This is a genomic window from Streptomyces sp. NPDC006385, assembly GCF_040612485.1.
Lineage (GTDB): Bacteria > Actinomycetota > Actinomycetes > Streptomycetales > Streptomycetaceae > Streptomyces.
This window is the reverse complement of record NZ_JBEXQG010000002.1, coordinates 61,631-80,161: the sequence shown is the minus strand read 5'-3', so window position 1 is coordinate 80,161 and position 18,531 is coordinate 61,631. Positions and strand designations below refer to the sequence as shown.

Here is an 18,531-nt window from a genome sequence, read left to right as displayed (position 1 = left end):
TAGCCTTGCCTTAGTTTCTTCTGGTGGGGGTTCCTCATGGCATGGGCAAGTGGCCTGCATCGCAAGGGAGTTGGAGCAGTCCTGGGCTTGGCCGGCGCGGTCACCCTGCTGCTCGCGACCTCCGGACAGTCCTGGGCCGCGGGCGGCTCGGCGACGGGCCCCGAGGGCCAGAAACTCACCGTCTCCAAGTCCGCCGGCCTCGATCCGGGGGGCGAGACGGTGACGGTGACCGGCACCGGCTACAACACCGAGAAGGGCATCTACGTCGCCTTCTGCGTGGACAACGGCGCCGGGAAGACCCCCACGCCCTGCGTGGGCGGAGTGGACATGGCCGGCGAGTCCGGCGCGTCCGCGTGGATCTCCTCCAACCCGCCGTCGTACGGCGAGGGGTTGGCGAAACCGTACGAAGGCAGCGGCCACAAGGGCTCGTTCAGCGTGCGGCTGGCCGTGCGGGCCAAGGACGCGAACACCGACTGCGCCAAGCCCGGCGTGCGGTGTGCCGTCATCACCCGCAACGACCACACCCGGGGCAGCGACCAGAGCCAGACCGTCAGGGTCCCGGTCACCTTCGGCGGCAGCGGCCCGGGCGCGTCGGGCGGGGAGGGCGCCCCGGCGACGCCTACCGCGACAGCGGACGCGAACACGACCGGCGGTGGCGGTACGGGCCGCTCGGGTGACGGCGCCGAGCAGGCCGCCGACGGGCCGCTCGCGAGCACCGGTTCGGTCGCCCTGACGGCGGGCGCGACGGCGGCGGGCCTTGTCGCGGCCGGCACCGGGGCCTGGCTCTGGGCACGCAGGCGCCGGGCGGCGACAGCGGACTGATCCGTACGTACTCGACCTGACACTCCCACTCGACCTGACACTTCCCAGGGAGACTTGAAGATGGCGAAGAGACCCCGCACCGCCGCCGCCGTGACGGGCGGCGCCCTGCTCGCACTGCTCTGCCCCGCCGCGGGGTCGGCGGTGGCACAGGACGCGGAGGCGTTCCCGCGCGCGGTCTCCGGCGGGGACGCGCACTGGACGACGACCGACGCGGAGCCGACCGGGCACGGGATGTCGATCGACGTCACCGAACCCGCCGTACGGGGATCCGAGCACCGCACGTCGTTCCCGGCCACGGGCGGCAGCGCCGATCTCGAAACCGGCGCCGTGGACGTCGACCTGGGGGGCGCCGCCCGGTTCGTCCCGTCCGCCGACACGCTGCCGCCCTTGACGCTCGGCGGCCTGCGGCTGCGGCTGGCGGGTGCCGACGACGGCGTGCTCTACGCCCGTACGGCCGTCGACGGCCGGGCGCGAGAACTGCCGCTGGCGGACGTGACGACGAGCGGCGCCGCCCCAGTCGTACGGGCGGGCGGCGTGACGTGGACCGGCCTGCGGGCGTCACTCACCGCCGAGGGCGCGACGTTGCTGTCGGCGTGGAGCGGGGACCCCTTCACACGGGGTGACGGACTGGGCCGGTTCGACGTGACGGTGAGGACCGGCGCCCCGGGCTCCCCCGAGCCCACCGACCCCGCCCCGCCGGACCGGGCGCCGGCACCGCCACCGCCGCCCTCACAGAGCACCCATGCCCCGGCCTTGCCGAAAACGCCCGCCCCCGGCGCGGCCGTGACCGTCGACGCACTGGCCGCGGGCGGCGAACAGACCGTCAGCGGCACGGGGTTCGAGCCCGGCGAGGTCGTCCTGGTCGCGATCGACGGGGACACCCGGTACCAGGCGGTGGCCGACGAGGCGGGACGGGTCTCCCGGTCCTTCCCGGTGTACGACAGCGCCGCCGAGGGCGCGCACACGGTCGAGCTGTCCACGGTGGACGGCGCACGGACCGCAGTCACGGAGTTCGCCGTGCGCGCCAATTCCGCTTCCTGACCGTGTGGTTGACGGCCCTTCACCCTCCGTTGACAAACAGCCCCGACAGATACTTAGGTTAGCCTTACCTAAGTCAAGGCTTACGCCTCCTGGAAAGGTCCCGTTCCTCATGAGAGCCCTCCCCGCCGCCCGCGCGGCCCTCGCCGTCGCCGCCTCCGCCGCCCTGACCCTGGGCCTGGCCACCTCGGCCTCCGCGGCCACCTCGACCCGCACGGTCACCGACGGCGGCGCGACGTACAACCTGTCACTGAACTCGCCCGGCACGGCCGCCGCCGGCGGCCAGGTCATCACCGTCTCCGGCTCCGGCTACAACCCCGGCCAGGGCATCTACGTCGGTTTGTGCGTGGTCGACGGGGCGCAGGGCGCGAGCAAGCCGACCCCGTGCCTGGGCGGCCAGGACGAGAGCGGCACCACCGGTGCCTCGCACTGGGTCAACAACACCTTCGGCGGCATGTTCGCCAACAGCTCCAAGTTCGGCGCGGGCGGCACCTTCAGCGTGAAGATCCACGTCAAGGCCGCCCTCGACGACGGCAGCGTCTGCGGCGAGGACGTCACATGCGCCGTCGTGACGCGCGCGGACCACTTCGACAGCGAGGACCGCAAGTACGACGTCCACGTGCCGATCACCTTCCAGTGACCGGAGGAACCCCCATGCAGCACAGACGACCGGCGGCGCTCCTGGGCGCCGCCGCGCTCGTGGCCGCCTCGGTGCTGGCCTCCGTGGCCGCCGGCGGCGCCGCGCAGGCAGCCGACACACCGAAGACGGCCCTCGGCAAGAACGGCCAGAAGCTCACCGTCTCCGCCTCCGCCCGCCTCGACCCGGACGGCGAGACGCTCCGCGTCACCGGCTCCGGCTACGACGCGGCCAAGGCCGTCTACGTCGCCCTGTGCAAGGACAACGGCGACAACCGCGTCCCCTCGCCGTGCCTCGGCGGCGCCGACCAGAGCGGCACCGGCAGCTCCTCGCAGTGGATCGTCCCCGAGGGCGACGCGTACGCGGGTGACCTGGCCGTGCACTGGGGCGCGGGCGGCACCTTCGACGTCGAGATCGACGTCAAGGCCAAGGACAGCAGCCTCGACTGCGCCAAGGTCGCCTGCTCGGTGGTCACCCGTGTCGACCACCGCAACCCCGGCGACCGCTCCCAGGACGTGCGTGTCCCCGTCGGTTTCGAGGGCCAGGACCCCGGCGATGGGGACGACGGCGGCGACGGCGTGGACATGCCGCCGGGCACCGTCTCCTACGTCCAGGCAGCCGAGTTCACCACCGCGGGCCGCCCACTGGACCTGCTGCTGCATCCCGACTCCGGGAAGCTGTACGTCGGTTCGGACAACATCCCCGACACCGCGGACGTCGCCGAACAGGGCCTGTACGCCCTCGATGCAAAGGACGGCAAGCTCCTCGGTCACATCCAGCAGGCCCCCGGCTCCAACGGCGCGCTCGCGAGCCGCGTGGTCCGCTGGATCGCCGCCCCGCTGGCCGGCGACGGCGTCGTCTTCCACTACCCGCTGCGCGGCATAGGCACCGCGAAGGACGGCGACCCGGCGGCGAAGGGCGTGTGGCTGGCCGGCGGCGCGGTCACCGGCGTCGGCCCCGGCACCGCCAGGACGACCACGCTGGTCGCCCAGGGCGCCGTTCTGTCCGAGGTCGAGACGGCCACCGGCACCGTCAAGCAGACGGCCGCTCTGGAAGGCGGCGGCATCCTCGGCGTCGACACCGCGCGCGGCACCGCCTGGTCGGCGGACTCCACGGGCGGAAAGCTGTACCGCGTCGACACCGGCTCCCTCACCGTCACCGCCACCGTCGAACTCCCCGCGGCGGCCGTCTACTTCGTCGAGACGGACCCGGCGACCGGCAACGTCTGGGTGGGCAGCGCCTACGACGTGCTCGTCTTCGACAAGGACGGCAAGCCGCTGGCCAAGCTCACCGGCAAGGACCGGGCCACGGCGACGGCCTTCGACCGGACGAGCGGCGAGGCATTCGTCCTGCGCGAGGACTGGGGCACCGCCGACGACGGCGCGGACCAGGTCGGCGCCCTGGAGGTCTACGACAGCGCCTCGTTCGAGCGGGCGGCCGAGCCCGTCGCCCTGCCCGGCAGCCGTGCCGGCGCCTACGCTGGCGTCGCCGTCGCCCCCGGCGCCACGTCCGTCTACGTCACCAACCAGGCCGAGAGCAAGGTCGTCAAACTCGACCGCCGCCTCTCCCCGAAGGTCGTCCAGTCCCCTACCGACCAGGCCGTCGCACCCGGCGACAAGGTCACCTTCGTCGCCGCCGCCGAGGGCACGCCCGAGCCCACCGTCCGCTGGCAGGTCAGCCCCGACGGCGGCCAGACGTGGTCCACGGTCGAGGCGGCGACGGACAACGCGTACACCTTCACCGCCCGCGCCTCGCACGACGGCTACCGCTACCGCGCCGAGTTCACCAACTCCGCCGGCACGACCCGCACATCACCGATCACCCTCACGGTCACCGAGTCGGGCGACGGCGGGGGCGGCGGCGATGGCGGCGATGGCGGGGGCGGGGGTGACGACGGCGGGAACGGCCAGGACAGCGAGCCGTCCGGCTCGAAGACCGTCACCGGCCCGAACGGCCAGAAGCTCACCGTCACCCCGGTCAACAACCTCGCCACCGAGAACCAGACCCTGAAGGTCACCGGCTCCGGCTACGACGCGAAGAAGGGCATCTACGTCGCCCTGTGCGTCGACAACGGCGACGGGGAACTGCCCACGCCGTGCATCGGCGGCGTCGACATGACCGGCGGCTCGCACTCCTCCGCGTGGATCTCCTCCGACCCACCGGACTACGGCGAGGACCTGGCGATCCCGTACGGCGCGGGCGGCACCTTCGAGGTCGAGCTGACCGTCGACGCCAAGGACGAGTACACCGACTGCTTCAAGGTCACCTGCGTCCTGGCCACCCGCAACGACCACACCCTCTCCGGCGACCGCTCCCAGGACGTCAAGGTCCCGGTCGCCTTCGTCGGACAGGACCCGGTGGACACGGACGACGACACCGGCGGCACGGGCGGCACGGGCGGCAACGGCAACCCCGGCACGGGCACCACGGGCGGCGGCACCGACGGCAGCGGCGGCACGGACACCGCCTCCACCACGGGCGGCAGCCTCGCCTCCACCGGTGTCACGGTGCTCTCCGTCGCCGCGCTCGCGGCCGTGCTGCTCGCCGCGGGCTGGGCGGCGTACCGCAGGGGTCGTAGCGTCAACTGAGCGGCCCTGGGGACGAGTTCGCCCTCCGTCACGCGGTCCGGCCGGCCACCACCCACCTCGACGGCAGCTCGATCCGCGTGCCGTCGGGCCCGTACTCCGTGGTGATCAGCGGCAGTTCGCCGCCGGCGAGGACGGTCAGCCCGGCTGCCCGCAGATACTCGGGCACCGCGGCGTCGGCCACCTCGCCGGGGGCGATGCCGTGCCGGAAGATGGGCACGAGCTTGGGCGGCGGTCCGGCCGGGCTCTGGGCGAGGCCCATGAGGACGGGCTTCGCGGACTCGGAGAGTTCGACGAGAAGGACACGGCCGCGCTCACCCACCAGCGTGGCGATCCCGTCCGCCAACGGCTGCCGGTCGTCGGGCTCGGCCTGATGCAGTACGCCCCGCATGTACACGTTGGCGTCGCCGAGTTCGGCGTGCAGCGCCTCGGCCCCCGCCTTGTCCACGGCGTCGAACATCCGGTACGTCGCCTGCCCCGCGGGGTCGGCGTTCCGGGCGTGGTCGAGGGCCGCGTCGGACAGATCGACGCCGACGACGCGGGGGAAGCGGTCGGCTAGGAAACGCGTCTGGGTGCCGTTGCCGCAGCCGAGGTCCACCATCGGCAGGCCGGGTTCGGTCAGGTGCGTCTCGAACAGGGTCAGATGGCGGCCGACGGTCAGGGCCGGTTCCGCGTCCCAGAGCACGGCCCCCGGTTCACCGGGCGCCTCACGCCAGAAGCCCTCCCATGCCTCGCGGTACCGACTCGTCACGCTCATGACCGACTCCCCAGGGTGCGATGCCGACCCGTCGTGAAGTGACGGGCGAGTACGGTCTATCGCGCCCCGGTGACGGCTACAAGCGCATGGCGCATACCTTCACTGCGCATTCGAGACCTGTACGCCGGCGTACGCCCTTGCGGGGCACACGGATTCAGCGGCGCGGGAGCGAGAGTTCGAACCAGACGGTCTTGCCGGCGCCGGTACGGCTGGCGCCCCACTCGCGGGCCAGCGTGCTCACGACCCGCAGCCCGCGCCCGGCCTCGTCGCCGGGGCCCGCGCTGAGCAGGGTGGGCAGGTCGTGGTCGTCGTCGTCCACCTCGCACAGCAGTGCGTCGCCCCGCACGAGGCGCAGCTCGACGGGACGGCTGTGCGAGTGCCGTACGGCGTTGGTGACGAGCTCGCTGACCATGAGCTCCGCACTGTCGGCCAGCCTCGCCAGACCCCAGTCGTGCAGTTGTTCACGGACGACGGCGCGGGCCCGTGCGACCTCCACCGGGTCGATCGGGAACCGCCATTCGGCGACGTCCTTCGGTTCGATGCCGTTGAGGCGGGCCATCAGCAGGGCCACGTCGTCCTTGCGGCCGCCGCGGCCCGCTTTCGAGAATGTCACCGCGAGGGCGCGGATGATGGTGTCGCATGCCTCGTCCATGGACGCGGCCGGATGAGCGGCGGACTCGCACAGGGCGGCCAGGCCGGCCCCGATGTCCTCGCCACGCACCTCGACCAGACCGTCGGTGCACATCACGATCCGGTCGCCGGGCGCCACGCGCACGCGTACCGCCTCGAAGGGCACTCCGCCGACGCCGATCGGCGCGCCGGTGGGCAGGTCGAGCAGTTCGCTGCGCCCGTTCTCGGCGCGGACCAGGACGGGTGGGATGTGGCCGGCGTTGGCGAGGTGCAGTTCGCTCGCGATCGGGTCGTAGACGGCGTACAGACAGGTGGCGAGGTAGGTGTCGCCGAGGCGCTGGGCGAGGTCGTCGAGGTTGCGCAGCAGCTGGGAGGGCGGCAGGTCGAGGGCGGCCATGGTCTGCACGGCCGTACGCAACTGGCCCATCATCGCGGCCGAGTTGAGGCCGTGTCCCATGACGTCGCCGACGACGAGGGCGGTGCGGGCGCCGGGCAGCTTGACGGAGTCGAACCAGTCGCCGCCGACCCGGCCGAGGAGGGTGCCGGGCAGATAGCGGGTGGCGATGTCGCAGCCCGCCCTGCGCGGCGGGATGTGCGGCAGCATGCTGTCCTGGAGGGTCTCGGCGACGGCCTCCTGGTAGGTGTACATGCGCGCGTTGTCGAGCACGAGGCCCGCGCGGGCGGCGAGTTCGGCGCCGGTGACCCGGTCCATGTCGTTGAAGACGGGCCGCTCGGGGTGGCGCAGCAGGATCATGAAGCCGAGCACCACATTGCGGGCCTTGAGCGGCACGACCAGCATGGAGCGGCCCGTGATGAGCGGCCGGATGTCCCGCTTTTCGAACTGGGAGGCGATGGCGTGGCCCATCTCCTCGCTGATGCGCGGCACGAGGACGGGTTCGCCGGTGGTCATGCACTGGAAGAACGGCGTGTGCGCCGGGAAGGGCATGGCCTCGCCGACCGGCACGACGTCGTCCCAGCGGCCGGGTTCGTCGGTGTGCTCGACGGCGACCCGGTGCCACATGGTGGTCGTGTCGGGCACGCCGTCGGGGAATCCCTCGCCGGCGACGACCTGTTCGCGCAGATAGGTGCCGGCGACGTCGGTGAAGCGGGGCACGACGGCCTTGCTGACCTCGATGATGGTCTGCGCGAGGTCGAGGGAGGTGCCGATACGGCCGCTGACCTCGTTGAGGAACTCCAGGCGTTCGCGTACGGCGACGTATTCGAGGTCCTCGCCCTCGTCGGTGTACTCCTTCGGTAACGGCAGGCCCTCGGCGGCGGCCCGGGCGGCCCGCTGGCGGCGGGCCCTGCGCTCGGCGCGCCGGGGCACGCCCCAGTCGGGGGTGACGGGCACCCGGTCGTTCTGGCTGAACTCCAGGACCGGATAACCCAGTTCGAGGACCTGCCCGACGACGCGGGCGCTCTCCTCGACGCTCATGCTGGGCAGGATCTCGGGGAGTTTGCCCGCGAGTTCCTCGGCGCCGGGAAAGTCGGTGTGCAGGGCGAAGCCGGGTGCGACGCGCTCGAAGCCGGTGTCCGCGTCCTCCTGCGCGTGCTGCGCGTCCTGCTGGAGTCTGCCCACGTCGGCGGCGAGCACGAGCAGCCGCTCGGGGCCGGGGCCGACCAGCGGGTAGGCCCACCACAGGACGTCGACGCGGTCGCTCCCCCACCCTTCGGGCGGGGGGACCCCCATCTCGCTTCGCTGGGGCACGGTGAGGCGGGCGCGCCCCGCGGCCGGGTAGAACAGCCGTCCGTCCAGGGACGTTTCGAGGTCGTGGCCGTGTCCGTCGTACGCCGAGTACGCCGCGTACGCCCCGTACGGAGCGACGTCCTCCTCCTCGGGCAGCGCTCCGGAGACGGGCAGCAGATCGACGGCCGGGCGGCCGATCGCCTCTTCCCTCGCGGCGCCGAACAGGCGTCGTGCGCCGGAACTCCAGTGGGAGACGAGGCCCTCGCGGTCCACCACGACCACGGCCAGCGGGATACGGCCGGCCGCGGCGTGCTCCGCCCCCGCGCCGTCCCTCTCGGTGCCACGGTTCATGCCCCAGGCCCTCTCTCCCCACGGCTGCGCAAGATCTGTGCCGCCTACTCCACCGTACGGCTCCGGACGGAAACGATGTGCGGCAATACGGTAATTGGTGTGACGGGCGCACGGCGGCGCGTTCGGGTGGCGGACCGCCCGCCCCTCTCGCGTCCCCGCAGGACAGCGCCGTACACCGCTCCTCACACCGCTCCTCGCCTCAGTCCTCGTGCCCGAGGTGAAGATCGCGTTCCGTACGGCCTCCTCCGGCGACCTGGAGCACGCTGGCGACCGGCGGGTAACCCGTGGCGATGACGGTGTACTCGCCGGAGGACAGGTCGACGAACCGGAAGGTTCCGTCGGGGCCGGTGGTGAGGGTGTCCATGACGGTGCCGGCGGCGTCGAGGAGGGTCACGCGCGCGTCCTCCACGGGTCGCCCGCCGCCCGCCCGCACGGTGCCGCGCAGGACGGCGCCGCCGGCGAGTTCGATGTCCCGGCGGGTCTCGCGGGCCGCCTGGACGGTGACGGGGACGGCGGCCGGGCGGAAGGCGGGCGAGCTGGCGGCGAGGGTGTACTCGCCGGCGACCAGTTCGGGGATGACGTATCCGCCCTCGCGGCCGCTGCGGGTCGTGGCGACGACCTGCCCGTGGGCGTCGGTGAGCGTGACGGTGGCGTCCACGGGCGTGCCGTCCGGGGTGAGCACCTTCCCGGCCAGGCGTCCGGCGCCGCCGAGGACGATGTCCACCTCGACGGGGCGTTCGCCGACGGTCACGGAGACGGCCTGCGGCTGGTGGCCGCCCGCCGCGGCGATCATGACATACGTCCCCTGGCCCGGCGTCGCCAGCGCGTACCGCCCGTCCTCGGCGCTCGCGCCGCGTCCGACCTGCTGTCCGGTGACGTCGATGAGCGTGAGCGCGGCGCGCGGTACGACGGTCCCGTCCGGGTGCTGCACCGTGCCGAAGACCGGGACCGCGGCGGAGTGCGGCGAACGGGCCTGCGGGACCTGGGTGTTCACCGGCTCCTGTTCCGTCTCGGGAGCCGGGGCGTCGTGGGACACCAGGGGCTTCTCCTTGAGGAGGAGCGCGATGAGCAGGCCGAGGACGAGTACCGGGACGAGGTACAGGAAGATCCTCGGCATGGCGTCGGCGTACGCCTGGATGTAGGCGTCGCGCTGGGCCGGGGGCATGGCGTGGACGAGCTGCGGGGTGAGGGACTCCGGGTCGGGCAGGTCGGCGCCCGCGCGCGCGGGCAGCCGTTCGGCCAGGGCGTGGTGGAGCCGGTCGGCGAAGAGGGTGCCGAAGACCGCCGCGCCGACGCTGCCGCCGATCTGCCGGAAGTAGTTGTTGGCGCTGGTGGCGGTGCCGAGGTCGGCGGGACGTACGGAGTTCTGCACGGCGAGGATCAGGACCGGCATCACCATGCCGATGCCGGCGCCGAGGACGGCCATCCAGACGCTGTAGTGCAGCCGGGGCGTGTCGGCTTCGAGGCGGGACAGCAGCCACATGCCGGCGACCGCGAGCGCGCTGCCGAGCACGGGGTGGAGTTTGTAGCGGCCGGTGCGGCTGATGAGCTGGCCGGAGATGATCGAGGCGCCGACGATGCCGCCCATCATCGGCAGCATGAGCAGGCCCGACTCGGTGGCCGTGGCCCCGTCGACCATCTGCAGGAACGTCGGCAGATAGCTGGCCGCGCCGAACAGAGCGACACCGATCACGAGGCCGACGAGGCCGGTGACGTTGAAGACCGGGTCCCTGAACAGCCTGAGCGGGATGAGGGGTTCGACGGCGAAGTGCTCGACGACGAGGAAGAGGACGGTGGCGACGGCCGCGCCCGCGCCGAGGCCGAGGATGACCCGGGAGTCCCAGGCGTACTCCGTGCCGCCCCAACTGGTGAGCAGGACCAGGCAGGTGGAGGCGGCGGCGAGCAGCAGGGAGCCGAGGATGTCGAGCCGCGCCTTGGTCCGCGGCTTGGGCAGCTTCAGGGCGACGGCGACGACGGCCAGGGTGACCAGGCCGAAGGGGACGTTGATGTAGAAGCACCACCGCCAGGAGAGGTGGTCCGTGAAGTAGCCGCCGAGCAGGGGCCCGGCGACCGAGGCGAGCCCGAAGGCGGCGCCGATCAGTCCCATGAAGCGGCCGCGTTCCCGGGCCGGGACGATGTCCGCGATGATCGCCTGCACGCCGATCATGAGGCCGCCCGCGCCGACGCCCTGAACGGCGCGGTAGGCGATCAGCTGGTCCATGGTCTCGGCGCGTCCGGCGAGCGCGGAGCCGACGACGAAGACGACGATCGCGAACTGGAAGACGCCCTTGCGGCCGAGGAGATCGCCGAGTTTGCCGTAGATCGGCAGGCCGATGGTGGCGGTGAGCAGATAGGCGGTGATCGCCCAGGACATCCGGTCCAGGCCGTGCAGCTCGCCGACGATCTTCGGCAGCGCGGTGGCGACGATCATCTGCTCCAGCGCCGCCAGCAGCAGCGCGAGCAGCAGCGCGCAGAAGACCAACCGCACCCGGCGCGGGCCGAGTTCGGCACCTCGGACCTGCTCGGGAGCGGGGGCGTCCGGGGGCGCCGCGGCCGGTTCGTCCTGTACCAGAGTGATCCCGCCCACGTACCGCTCCCCTCGTCGCGCTGCCACACAATTCCCGCGTAAGCGACAACTACGAGCAAGCGCGACGAGTTACGGCACTTCGCCGGGCGAGGGAAAGATCCACTCGATCCGGTGAGCGAGGGCAACGGCCGCCGGAGGGCGGCACGTTGCGAGCCGTCGGCGCAGCGGCCGGGAGTTACTTCTCGACCTCGGTGGCGAGCTTGGCGAGCAGCACGCCGTAGATCCGGCCGAGCCCCTTGGGCGCGAACGTCTTCTCGAAGAAGCCGCCGATACCGCCGGCGCCCTGCCAGGTGGTCGTGACGACGACCCGGGACCTGCCCTCGCCGGCCGGGGTGACGCGCCAGGTGGTGACCATGGAGGAGTTGCGGTCCTTCTCGACGAGCTCGCCGTCGGTGGGCTCGCTGACCTCCAGGAGGCAGTCGCGGACGCGCTTGCTGGTGGCCTGGAGCTTCCAGTGGACGAGGGTGCCCTCGCCGTCGCCGCCCTCGCGCACCTCGTACTCGCTGAAGTGCTCGGGCAGGAGCTTGTGCCGGGTGCCGCTGTAGTCGGCGAGGGCGTCGAACACCTTCTCCGCGTCCGCCGCGACGACCCGCTCCGTAGTGGCCTCGACCTGCGCCATTGACTTCCTCCAGGACCAGAGTTCTCGGGGTTGGGGCAAGCCAACCACCCCGCTCCCGGACGGCCCAAATCGGGGTCCCTCTCAGCACACCGAAGCGATCGCACAGTGATCGAAAACGGACCCCGGACAGGGATCGCACGATCAAGGGAACATGTGTTCTATTCTGGGGCCCAGTGCTACCGAGGAGGCACCATGCGCTGGGAGAACCTCACCCTGGAGTCCGACCACAGCCGGGCCGACGCCGCGCTGTTCGGCGCGGACGCGGTCACGACCCGCACGATCGACACCCCGGAGTTCCGCGGGATCACCTTCCACGAGATCCGGGCCCGCTCGATCATCAACCGGGTGCCGGGCGCCTCCCGCATGCCCTTCGAGTGGACGGTCAACCCCTACCGGGGTTGCTCGCACGCCTGTGTGTACTGCTTCGCCCGCAAGACCCACAGCTATCTCGACCTCGACACGGGGCTCGGCTTCGACTCCCAGATCGTGGTCAAGGTGAACGCCCCGGAGCTGCTGCGCCGCCAGCTCTCCTCGCGCCGCTGGCAGGGCGAGCACATAGCGATGGGCACGAACGTCGACTGCTACCAGCGCGCGGAGGGCCGCTACCGTCTGATGCCGGGCATCCTCACCGCCCTGCGGGACCACGCCAACCCCTACTCGATCCTGACCAAGGGCACGCTGATCCTGCGCGACCTCGACCTGCTGAAGCAGTCCGCCGAGGTGACGGACGTCGGCGTCTCCGTCTCGGTCGGCTTCACCGACGCCGAGCTGTGGCGCACCGTGGAACCGGGCACGCCCGCCCCCGAGCGGCGCCTGGACGTCGTACGGACCCTCACCGAGCACGGGCTCGGGTGCGGTGTGCTGATGGCGCCGGTGATCCCGTTCCTGAGCGACGACCCGGCACAGCTACGGGCCACCGTGCGCGCGATCGCCGCCTCCGGCGCCACCTCCGTCACCCCGCTGGTGCTGCATCTGCGGCCCGGGGCCCGCGAGTGGTTCATGGCCTGGCTCGGCCGCGAGCACCCGCATCTGGTGCGCCGCTACGAGCGGCTGTACGCGGACGGCGCCTACGCGCCGAAGTGGTACCAGCGCCGGATCACCCGTCAGGTGCACGACCTGGCGCAGGAGTACGGCATGGGCCCCACGCGCGCGGGGATGCCCCGGCGGATCCGCGAGCCCGAGCCCGAGCAGGCCGGGCAGGCGCTGTCCGAACCGACACAGCTCTCCCTCATCTGAGGGCAACGGAGCGGATCTCTCGACCCGATCGGGTCAAGTCTCACCAGAACCAGTTCTCCCCCGCGCCCGTTCCGGGACGAATACGGCGAGGCCGCGGCACGCGCGGCCCGAACCTCTCCGTCCTGGGAGGACCCCATGGGAAAACGCGCAGCCGTGCTGTGCGGCGCCGCCGTCGTCATGGCCGGAGCCGTGACGGCCGTCCCCACCGAGGCGAGCGCCGGGCACACCCCGGAACCCGCTCACGCCGCGCCCCTCACCTGGAAGAAGTGCGGCACCAAGGACCACCCGACGCTCCAGTGCGCGTCCCTGGAGGTGCCGCTCGACCATTCCCGTCCGCGGGGACGACAGATCACCCTCGCCCTGACCCGAGTCCCGCACACCGCCGAGAAGTCCCAGGGGCCCCTGCTGGTCAACCCCGGCGGGCCCGGAGGCAGCGGTCTGCGACTCGCCGGTTTCGTCGCCTCGGCCCTGCCCAAGGCGGTGGCGGCACAGTACGACGTCATCGGCTTCGACCCACGAGGCGTCGGCAAGAGCAGACCCGCCCTCGACTGCCGGCCCGGCCACTTCGACGCGGTGCGCCCGGACTCCGTGCCGAAGACGCCGTGGATCGAGCGGGCCAACCTCCGCCGGGCCCGGTCCTTCGCGCGGGCGTGCGGCGAGAAGTACGCGGATGTGCTGCCGTACATCAACACGATCAGCGCCGCGCGGGACATGGACCGGATCCGCGCGGCACTCGGCGCGAAGCAGATCAACTACTTCGGCTACTCGTACGGCACCTATCTCGGCGCGGTCTACGCCAAACTCTTCCCGCAGCGGGTGCGGCGCGCGGTCCTGGACTCGGTCGTCGACCCGACCGGTGTCTGGCACGAGGACAACCTCGCGCAGGACCTCGCCTTCAACGACCGCCATCGCGCCTTCATGGCGTGGGTCGCCAAGCACGACGCCACGTACGGGCTCGGGACCGATCCGGCGGTGATCGAGACCAAGTGGTACGCGATGCGGGCGGCCCTGGCCCAGACGCCGGCCGACCGGAAGGTGGGCGCCTCGGAACTGGAGGACACCTTCCTGCCCGGCGGGTACTACAACGGCTACTGGCCCTATCTCGCCGAGGCGTTCGCGGCGTACGTGAACGACAAGGACGCCGATCCGCTGGTCGAGGCGTACGAGAAGTTCGCCGCCGGCGACGCGTCCGACGACAACGGCTACAGCGTCTACACGGCGGTGCAGTGCCGTGACGCCGCCTGGCCGCGCGGCTGGCAGCGGTGGCGGGCGGACAACTGGGCCGTGTACACGAAGGCGCCGTTCATGACCTGGAACAACGCCTGGTACAACGCGCCGTGCGCGTTCTGGCCGACGGACACGCTCCGCACGGTGGACGTCGACAACGCCAAGGTGCCGCCGATGCTGCTGTTCCAGGCGACCGACGACGCGGCCACGCCGTACGAGGGCGGCGTGACGCTGCACCGGAAGCTGGCCCGGTCCAGCCTGGTGGTCGAGCGGGGCGGCGGCAACCACGGCATCACGCTGGGCGGCAACAGGTGCCTGGACAAGCACCTCGCGGCCTACCTGACCGACGGGACGGTGCCCCGCGGCAGGGGTGAGTTCGACGCGGTGTGCGCGGCGCTGCCCGACCCGAAGCCGTTGAACTCCAAGGTGGCGTCGATCTCACCGCGCGGCGCCGAACTGCACGAACTGCTCGGCTTCCGCCACTGAGCGGCCGACCGCCCGGCCGCCCGTCGGGGGCGTTGTCAGACCCGTGGTCCACGATGGACGCATGAGTGAGCTGACCAGGATCCCCGCCCCCGACGGAGTCGCCCCGCCGCCCAGTACGCGCATGTCGTGCTCGGCACCGGCCGTTTCGTCGCCGTCTCCGGCCGGCTCCCCTGGACGAGGACGGCGAGCCGCTCCGGCCGCGGCCGGACTGTTTCGTCACGGACATGGCACACATGCCCGCCCTCCGCGCGGCCCGCGCCGAGCGCATACCCGACGACCGGCTGCCCGCGGCGTCGGCGGTGCGCGTCGCCGGGCTGGTGCGGCCGGAGTTCCTGATGGAGGTCGAGGCGTTCGCGGTGCTGCCGGATCGATCGCCGGGTTAATCGGAGGCGGCCCCGGGCGAGCGGTGTCTACGGTGCCGCCATGGACGACGACCACACGCGCATCCGCCCCATGACCCCGGCCGACTGCGACCGCGTCGCCGAGATCCGCGTCGGCGGCTGGCAGAGCGCCTATCAGGGTCTGGTACCGCAGTCGTACTTGGACTCCCTCGACGTGACGCGGGACGCCGAGCGGCGCCGCGCCCATCTCTCGCAGTCCGACGGCAGCGTGGTGGACCTGGTCGCCGAGCGCGCCGGCGAGATCGTCGGCTGGGCCTGCCACGGCCCGTACCGCGACGGCATGTCAGGCGAAGCGGGCGCCGCCGACGCCGAGTTGTACGCCCTCTACGTGGACCCCGGACGGTACGGCGCCGGCATCGGACGCGCCCTGCTCCAGGAGTCGGTACGCCGGCGCACGGCCGCGGGGCACGCCCGCATGCTCCTGTGGGTCCTCAAGGACAACACGCGCGCCCGGCGCTTCTACGAACGGGCGGGCTTCCGGGCGGACGGCACGGAGGAGCCCTTCGAGGTGGACGGCGTGGCGGTGCCGGAGGTGCGCTACGTGCGGGAGTTGGGGACCGGCTGAGCATCACCTCTGTCTCGTCTGTCTCGTCTGTCTCGGGATCCGCGCCAGCGCCTGGACCGCCGCCTCCGCCAGCGCCGGGTGGGCCAGGGCCTCGTTCAGGACGCGTCTGGCTCGGGTGTCGCCCAGTGCGCCGAGGCCCTCCACGCAGGCGAGGGCGACACGGCGGTAGGGGTCGTGCGGGCGGAGCCTTCGCTCCAGGGTGGTGATCAGGGCCGGCACGGACTCGGGGGCGCGCAGCTCGGTCAGGAGGCGGACGGGGTGCAGGGCGTAGGCCACGCGGAGTTCGTTGGTGGCCAGGGCGGCCGCGGCGCGGGCGGTGCGCGGGTCGCCGAGGCGGGCCAGGGCGTGGGCGGCGGAGGCACAGCGCTGCGGATCGCGGTGGTTGAGCAGCAGGACGAGGGACTCGAAGGCACGCCGGTCCCCGGCGAGGCCCAGCCGGAACGCGGCCAGCTCCCTGGCCCACAGCGGCTGCCCCGGCGCGGTGAGCACGTCGGCCAGTTCGTCGGGGTCCTCGGTCACCACCAGGCGGTCGTACGCGGCCGACGCCCCGGACTCCTGCCGTAAGCGCTCCGTGAGTGATCGCAACTCTTCGTCCATGAAGGCGAGCGTAGAGCGGACCGTCGGCGAGCGGGACCTACATCACAAACTCGGGGACTGGCGCGCTCGTTACCCACTGGTTAAGCTCATACGAGCGAGTCACCCACTCGCGAACCCCTTGCGGCGGCCTGGTGACGCAGTTGCCGCGAGATGCAGTCGGTTCGGTACATCGAGTACCGCAGTACGACTCGGCCACGGGACAGGGCCGGTCGGTCATCACCGCTCCTCGGACGTGTGCACGTCCGCAGCGACGGCACCGGGCGTGTGCGCTCGCAGCCCGGCAACACCCGCACTCCTTCCGCACCCGGTGCGCTCCATGGTTCGGCTTCGACTCCGGTCGGGCCCCCTTCGGCGCACCCGGGCGCGCTTCCAGTCGTCACCCTCATCCCTGGAGTCCCGCGATGGCCACTCCCCTGTCCGACACCCCCGCGTCCCCGCTCAAGACCGTTGCCGTCGTCGGCCTCGGCACCATGGGCACCGGTATCGCCGAGGTCCTCGCCAAGGCCGGCCGCGAGGTCATCGGCATCGACATCAGCGAGGGCGCGGCCGCGAAGTCGGTCGCCGCCCTGGAGGCCTCGACCGCCCGTGCCGTGGAGCGCGGCAAGCTGACCGAGCAGGACCGCGCGGACGCCCTCGCCCGCGTCCGCACCTCCACCGACCTGCGGGCCGCGGCCGACGCGGACCTGGTCATCGAGGTGGCTCCGGAGTCGTACGAGATCAAGCAGCAGATCTTCCGCGAGCTGGACGGGATCGTGCGCCCCGAGACGATCCTGGCCACCGGCACCAACGCCCTCTCGGTCACGCGCCTGGCCGCGGACTCGGCCCGCCCCGAGCGCGTGCTCGGCCTGCACTTCTTCAACCCCGCGCCGGCGATGCGGCTGGTCGAGGTCGTCTCCTCGGTGCTGACCGCGCCCCAGGCCGTCGCCGCGGTCACCGACCTCGCGATCGAGCTGGGCAAGGAGCCCGTCGCGGTCGGCGACCGGCCCGGTTTCGTCGCCGACGGCCTGCTGTTCGGCTACCTCAACCAGGCGGCGGCGATGTACGAGGCGAAGTACGCCTCCCGCGAGGACATCGACGCCGCGATGCGGCTGGGCTGCGGGTTGCCGATGGGCCCGCTGGCGCTGCTCGACCTGATCGGCATCGACACCGCGCGCAGGGTCCTGGAGGCCATGTACGCCGAGTCCCACGACCGTCTGCACGCCCCCGCCCCGATCCTCAAGCAGCTCAGCGAGGCGGGCCTGACGGGCCGTAAGTCGGGCCGCGGCTTCTACACGTACGAGGCTCCCGGCAGCGCCACCGTCGTGCGGGACGCGCTGACACCGCTGGAGGGCGCCGCCCTGACGCCCGGTCGGACGGTGCGCTCCGTCGGTGTCGCGGGCTCCGGCACCATGGCGTCCGGCATCGTGGAGGTGTTCGCCAAGGCCGGGTACGAGGTCGTGCTCGCCGCCCGGAGCGAGGAGAAGGCGCAGGCGGCGAAGGCCCGGATCGGCAAGTCCCTTTCCCGCTCTGTCGACAAGGGACGGATGACCGCCGAGGCCGCCGCGCAGACTCTGGACCGGATCACCGCGGCGGGCTCGTACGACGCGTTCGCCGACGTCGACCTCGCCGTCGAGGCCGTCGCCGAGGACCTGGAGATCAAGCAGCAGCTGTTCGCGACGCTGGACAAGGTCTGCAAGCCGGGCGCGGTGCTGGCCACCACCACCTCGTCGCTGCCCGTGGTCGCCTGCGCCCGAGCCACCTCGCGTCCGCAGGACGTGATCGGCATGCACTTCTTCAACCCGGCGCCGGCGATGAAGCTGGTCGAGGTCGTCCGGACGGTGCTGACCGGCGACGACGTCCACGCGACGGTCCGCGAGGTCTGCGTCAGGATCAAGAAGCACGCGGTCGACTGTGGTGACCGGGCCGGTTTCATCGTCAACGCGCTGCTGTTCCCGTACTTGAACAACGCGATCAAGATGGTGCAGGAGCACTACGCGTCGCTCGACGACATCGACGCGGCGATGAAGCTGGGCGGCGGCTACCCGATGGGCCCGTTCGAGCTGCTGGACGTCGTCGGACTCGATGTGTCCCTCGCGATCGAGAAGGTCCTGCACCGCGAGTTCCGCGACCCCGGTCTCGCTCCGGCACCGCTCCTGGAGCACTTGGTGGCCGCGGGCTGCCTCGGCCGCAAGACGGGCCGGGGCTTCCGCGAATATGCCCGGCGCTGAGCGGCCCGGGGACCGGTTCAGGAGCGGTCAGGAGTGGGGCGGACTGCTGGACCCCGGCAGCCCGCCCCCGGCCTCCCGGCGCGGCTCGGCCCCGCCCGC

General features: G+C 72.3%; 13 protein-coding genes and 1 pseudogene. 9 read left to right on the top strand and 5 right to left on the bottom strand.

Translation table 11 applies throughout. From position 1 onward, the window contains the following. The first annotated feature begins 87 nt into the window (after window positions 1–87). The 4 genes from ABZ078_RS01810 to ABZ078_RS01795 all read left to right on the top strand — a co-directional run bounded on the left by ABZ078_RS01810 (window position 88) and on the right by ABZ078_RS01795 (window position 5,085). The gene (locus ABZ078_RS01810) at window positions 88–822 is read left to right on the top strand and encodes a hypothetical protein (RefSeq protein WP_356570587.1); all 735 of its coding nucleotides are present in this window, start codon (window positions 88–90) and stop codon (window positions 820–822) included. A gap of 60 nt (window positions 823–882) precedes the next feature. Beyond that, entirely contained in the window at window positions 883–1,863 is a 981-nt protein-coding gene (locus ABZ078_RS01805) for an HtaA domain-containing protein (RefSeq protein ID WP_356570585.1), read from the top strand. Between the two features lie 109 nt (window positions 1,864–1,972). Beyond that, the gene (locus ABZ078_RS01800) at window positions 1,973–2,500 is read left to right on the top strand and encodes a neocarzinostatin apoprotein domain-containing protein (protein ID WP_356570583.1); all 528 of its coding nucleotides are present in this window, start codon (window positions 1,973–1,975) and stop codon (window positions 2,498–2,500) included. 14 nt (window positions 2,501–2,514) lie between these two features. After that, window positions 2,515–5,085, top strand: a complete 2,571-nt coding sequence (locus ABZ078_RS01795; protein WP_356570581.1) for an immunoglobulin I-set domain protein — start codon at window positions 2,515–2,517, stop codon at window positions 5,083–5,085. 28 nt (window positions 5,086–5,113) lie between these two features. On the opposite strand, the gene ABZ078_RS01790 is transcribed toward ABZ078_RS01795, so the two are convergent. The 4 genes from ABZ078_RS01790 to ABZ078_RS01775 all read right to left on the bottom strand — a co-directional run bounded on the left by ABZ078_RS01790 (window position 5,114) and on the right by ABZ078_RS01775 (window position 11,713). Beyond that, complete coding sequence (locus ABZ078_RS01790) at window positions 5,114–5,839, bottom strand: class I SAM-dependent methyltransferase (RefSeq protein ID WP_356570579.1); 726 nt, start codon at window positions 5,837–5,839, stop codon at window positions 5,114–5,116. A 154-nt stretch (window positions 5,840–5,993) separates the two neighbouring features. Beyond that, the gene (locus ABZ078_RS01785) at window positions 5,994–8,507 is read right to left on the bottom strand and encodes a SpoIIE family protein phosphatase (RefSeq protein WP_356570577.1); all 2,514 of its coding nucleotides are present in this window, start codon (window positions 8,505–8,507) and stop codon (window positions 5,994–5,996) included. A 199-nt stretch (window positions 8,508–8,706) separates the two neighbouring features. Beyond that, window positions 8,707–11,094: an MFS transporter gene (locus ABZ078_RS01780; RefSeq protein WP_356570575.1), complete on the bottom strand. Its 2,388-nt coding sequence runs from the start codon at window positions 11,092–11,094 to the stop codon at window positions 8,707–8,709. A gap of 175 nt (window positions 11,095–11,269) precedes the next feature. After that, window positions 11,270–11,713 (bottom strand): SRPBCC family protein, encoded by a 444-nt coding sequence (locus tag ABZ078_RS01775; RefSeq protein WP_356570573.1) that lies wholly within the window; start codon window positions 11,711–11,713, stop codon window positions 11,270–11,272. A 192-nt stretch (window positions 11,714–11,905) separates the two neighbouring features. Between ABZ078_RS01775 and ABZ078_RS01770 the strand changes: the two genes are divergently transcribed. The 4 genes and pseudogenes from ABZ078_RS01770 (at window position 11,906) to ABZ078_RS01755 (ending at window position 15,628) form a co-directional block, all read left to right on the top strand. Further along, window positions 11,906–12,949: an Rv2578c family radical SAM protein gene (locus ABZ078_RS01770; RefSeq protein WP_356570571.1), complete on the top strand. Its 1,044-nt coding sequence runs from the start codon at window positions 11,906–11,908 to the stop codon at window positions 12,947–12,949. Window positions 12,950–13,084: 135 nt separating this feature from the next. Beyond that, complete coding sequence (locus ABZ078_RS01765; protein ID WP_356570569.1) at window positions 13,085–14,662, top strand: alpha/beta hydrolase; 1,578 nt, start codon at window positions 13,085–13,087, stop codon at window positions 14,660–14,662. Window positions 14,663–14,723: 61 nt separating this feature from the next. Then, window positions 14,724–15,045 (top strand): annotated as a pseudogene (locus tag ABZ078_RS01760) (Rid family hydrolase). Window positions 15,046–15,085: 40 nt separating this feature from the next. Then, entirely contained in the window at window positions 15,086–15,628 is a 543-nt protein-coding gene (locus tag ABZ078_RS01755) for a GNAT family N-acetyltransferase (RefSeq protein ID WP_356570567.1), read from the top strand. 3 nt (window positions 15,629–15,631) lie between these two features. On the opposite strand, the gene ABZ078_RS01750 is transcribed toward ABZ078_RS01755, so the two are convergent. Next, window positions 15,632–16,225, bottom strand: a complete 594-nt coding sequence (locus tag ABZ078_RS01750) for an adenylosuccinate lyase (RefSeq protein WP_356570565.1) — start codon at window positions 16,223–16,225, stop codon at window positions 15,632–15,634. A 401-nt stretch (window positions 16,226–16,626) separates the two neighbouring features. On the opposite strand from ABZ078_RS01750, the gene ABZ078_RS01745 reads away from it, so the two are divergent. Then, the gene (locus ABZ078_RS01745; RefSeq protein ID WP_356570563.1) at window positions 16,627–18,432 is read left to right on the top strand and encodes a 3-hydroxybutyryl-CoA dehydrogenase; all 1,806 of its coding nucleotides are present in this window, start codon (window positions 16,627–16,629) and stop codon (window positions 18,430–18,432) included. The last annotated feature ends 99 nt before the right edge of the window (window positions 18,433–18,531 follow it).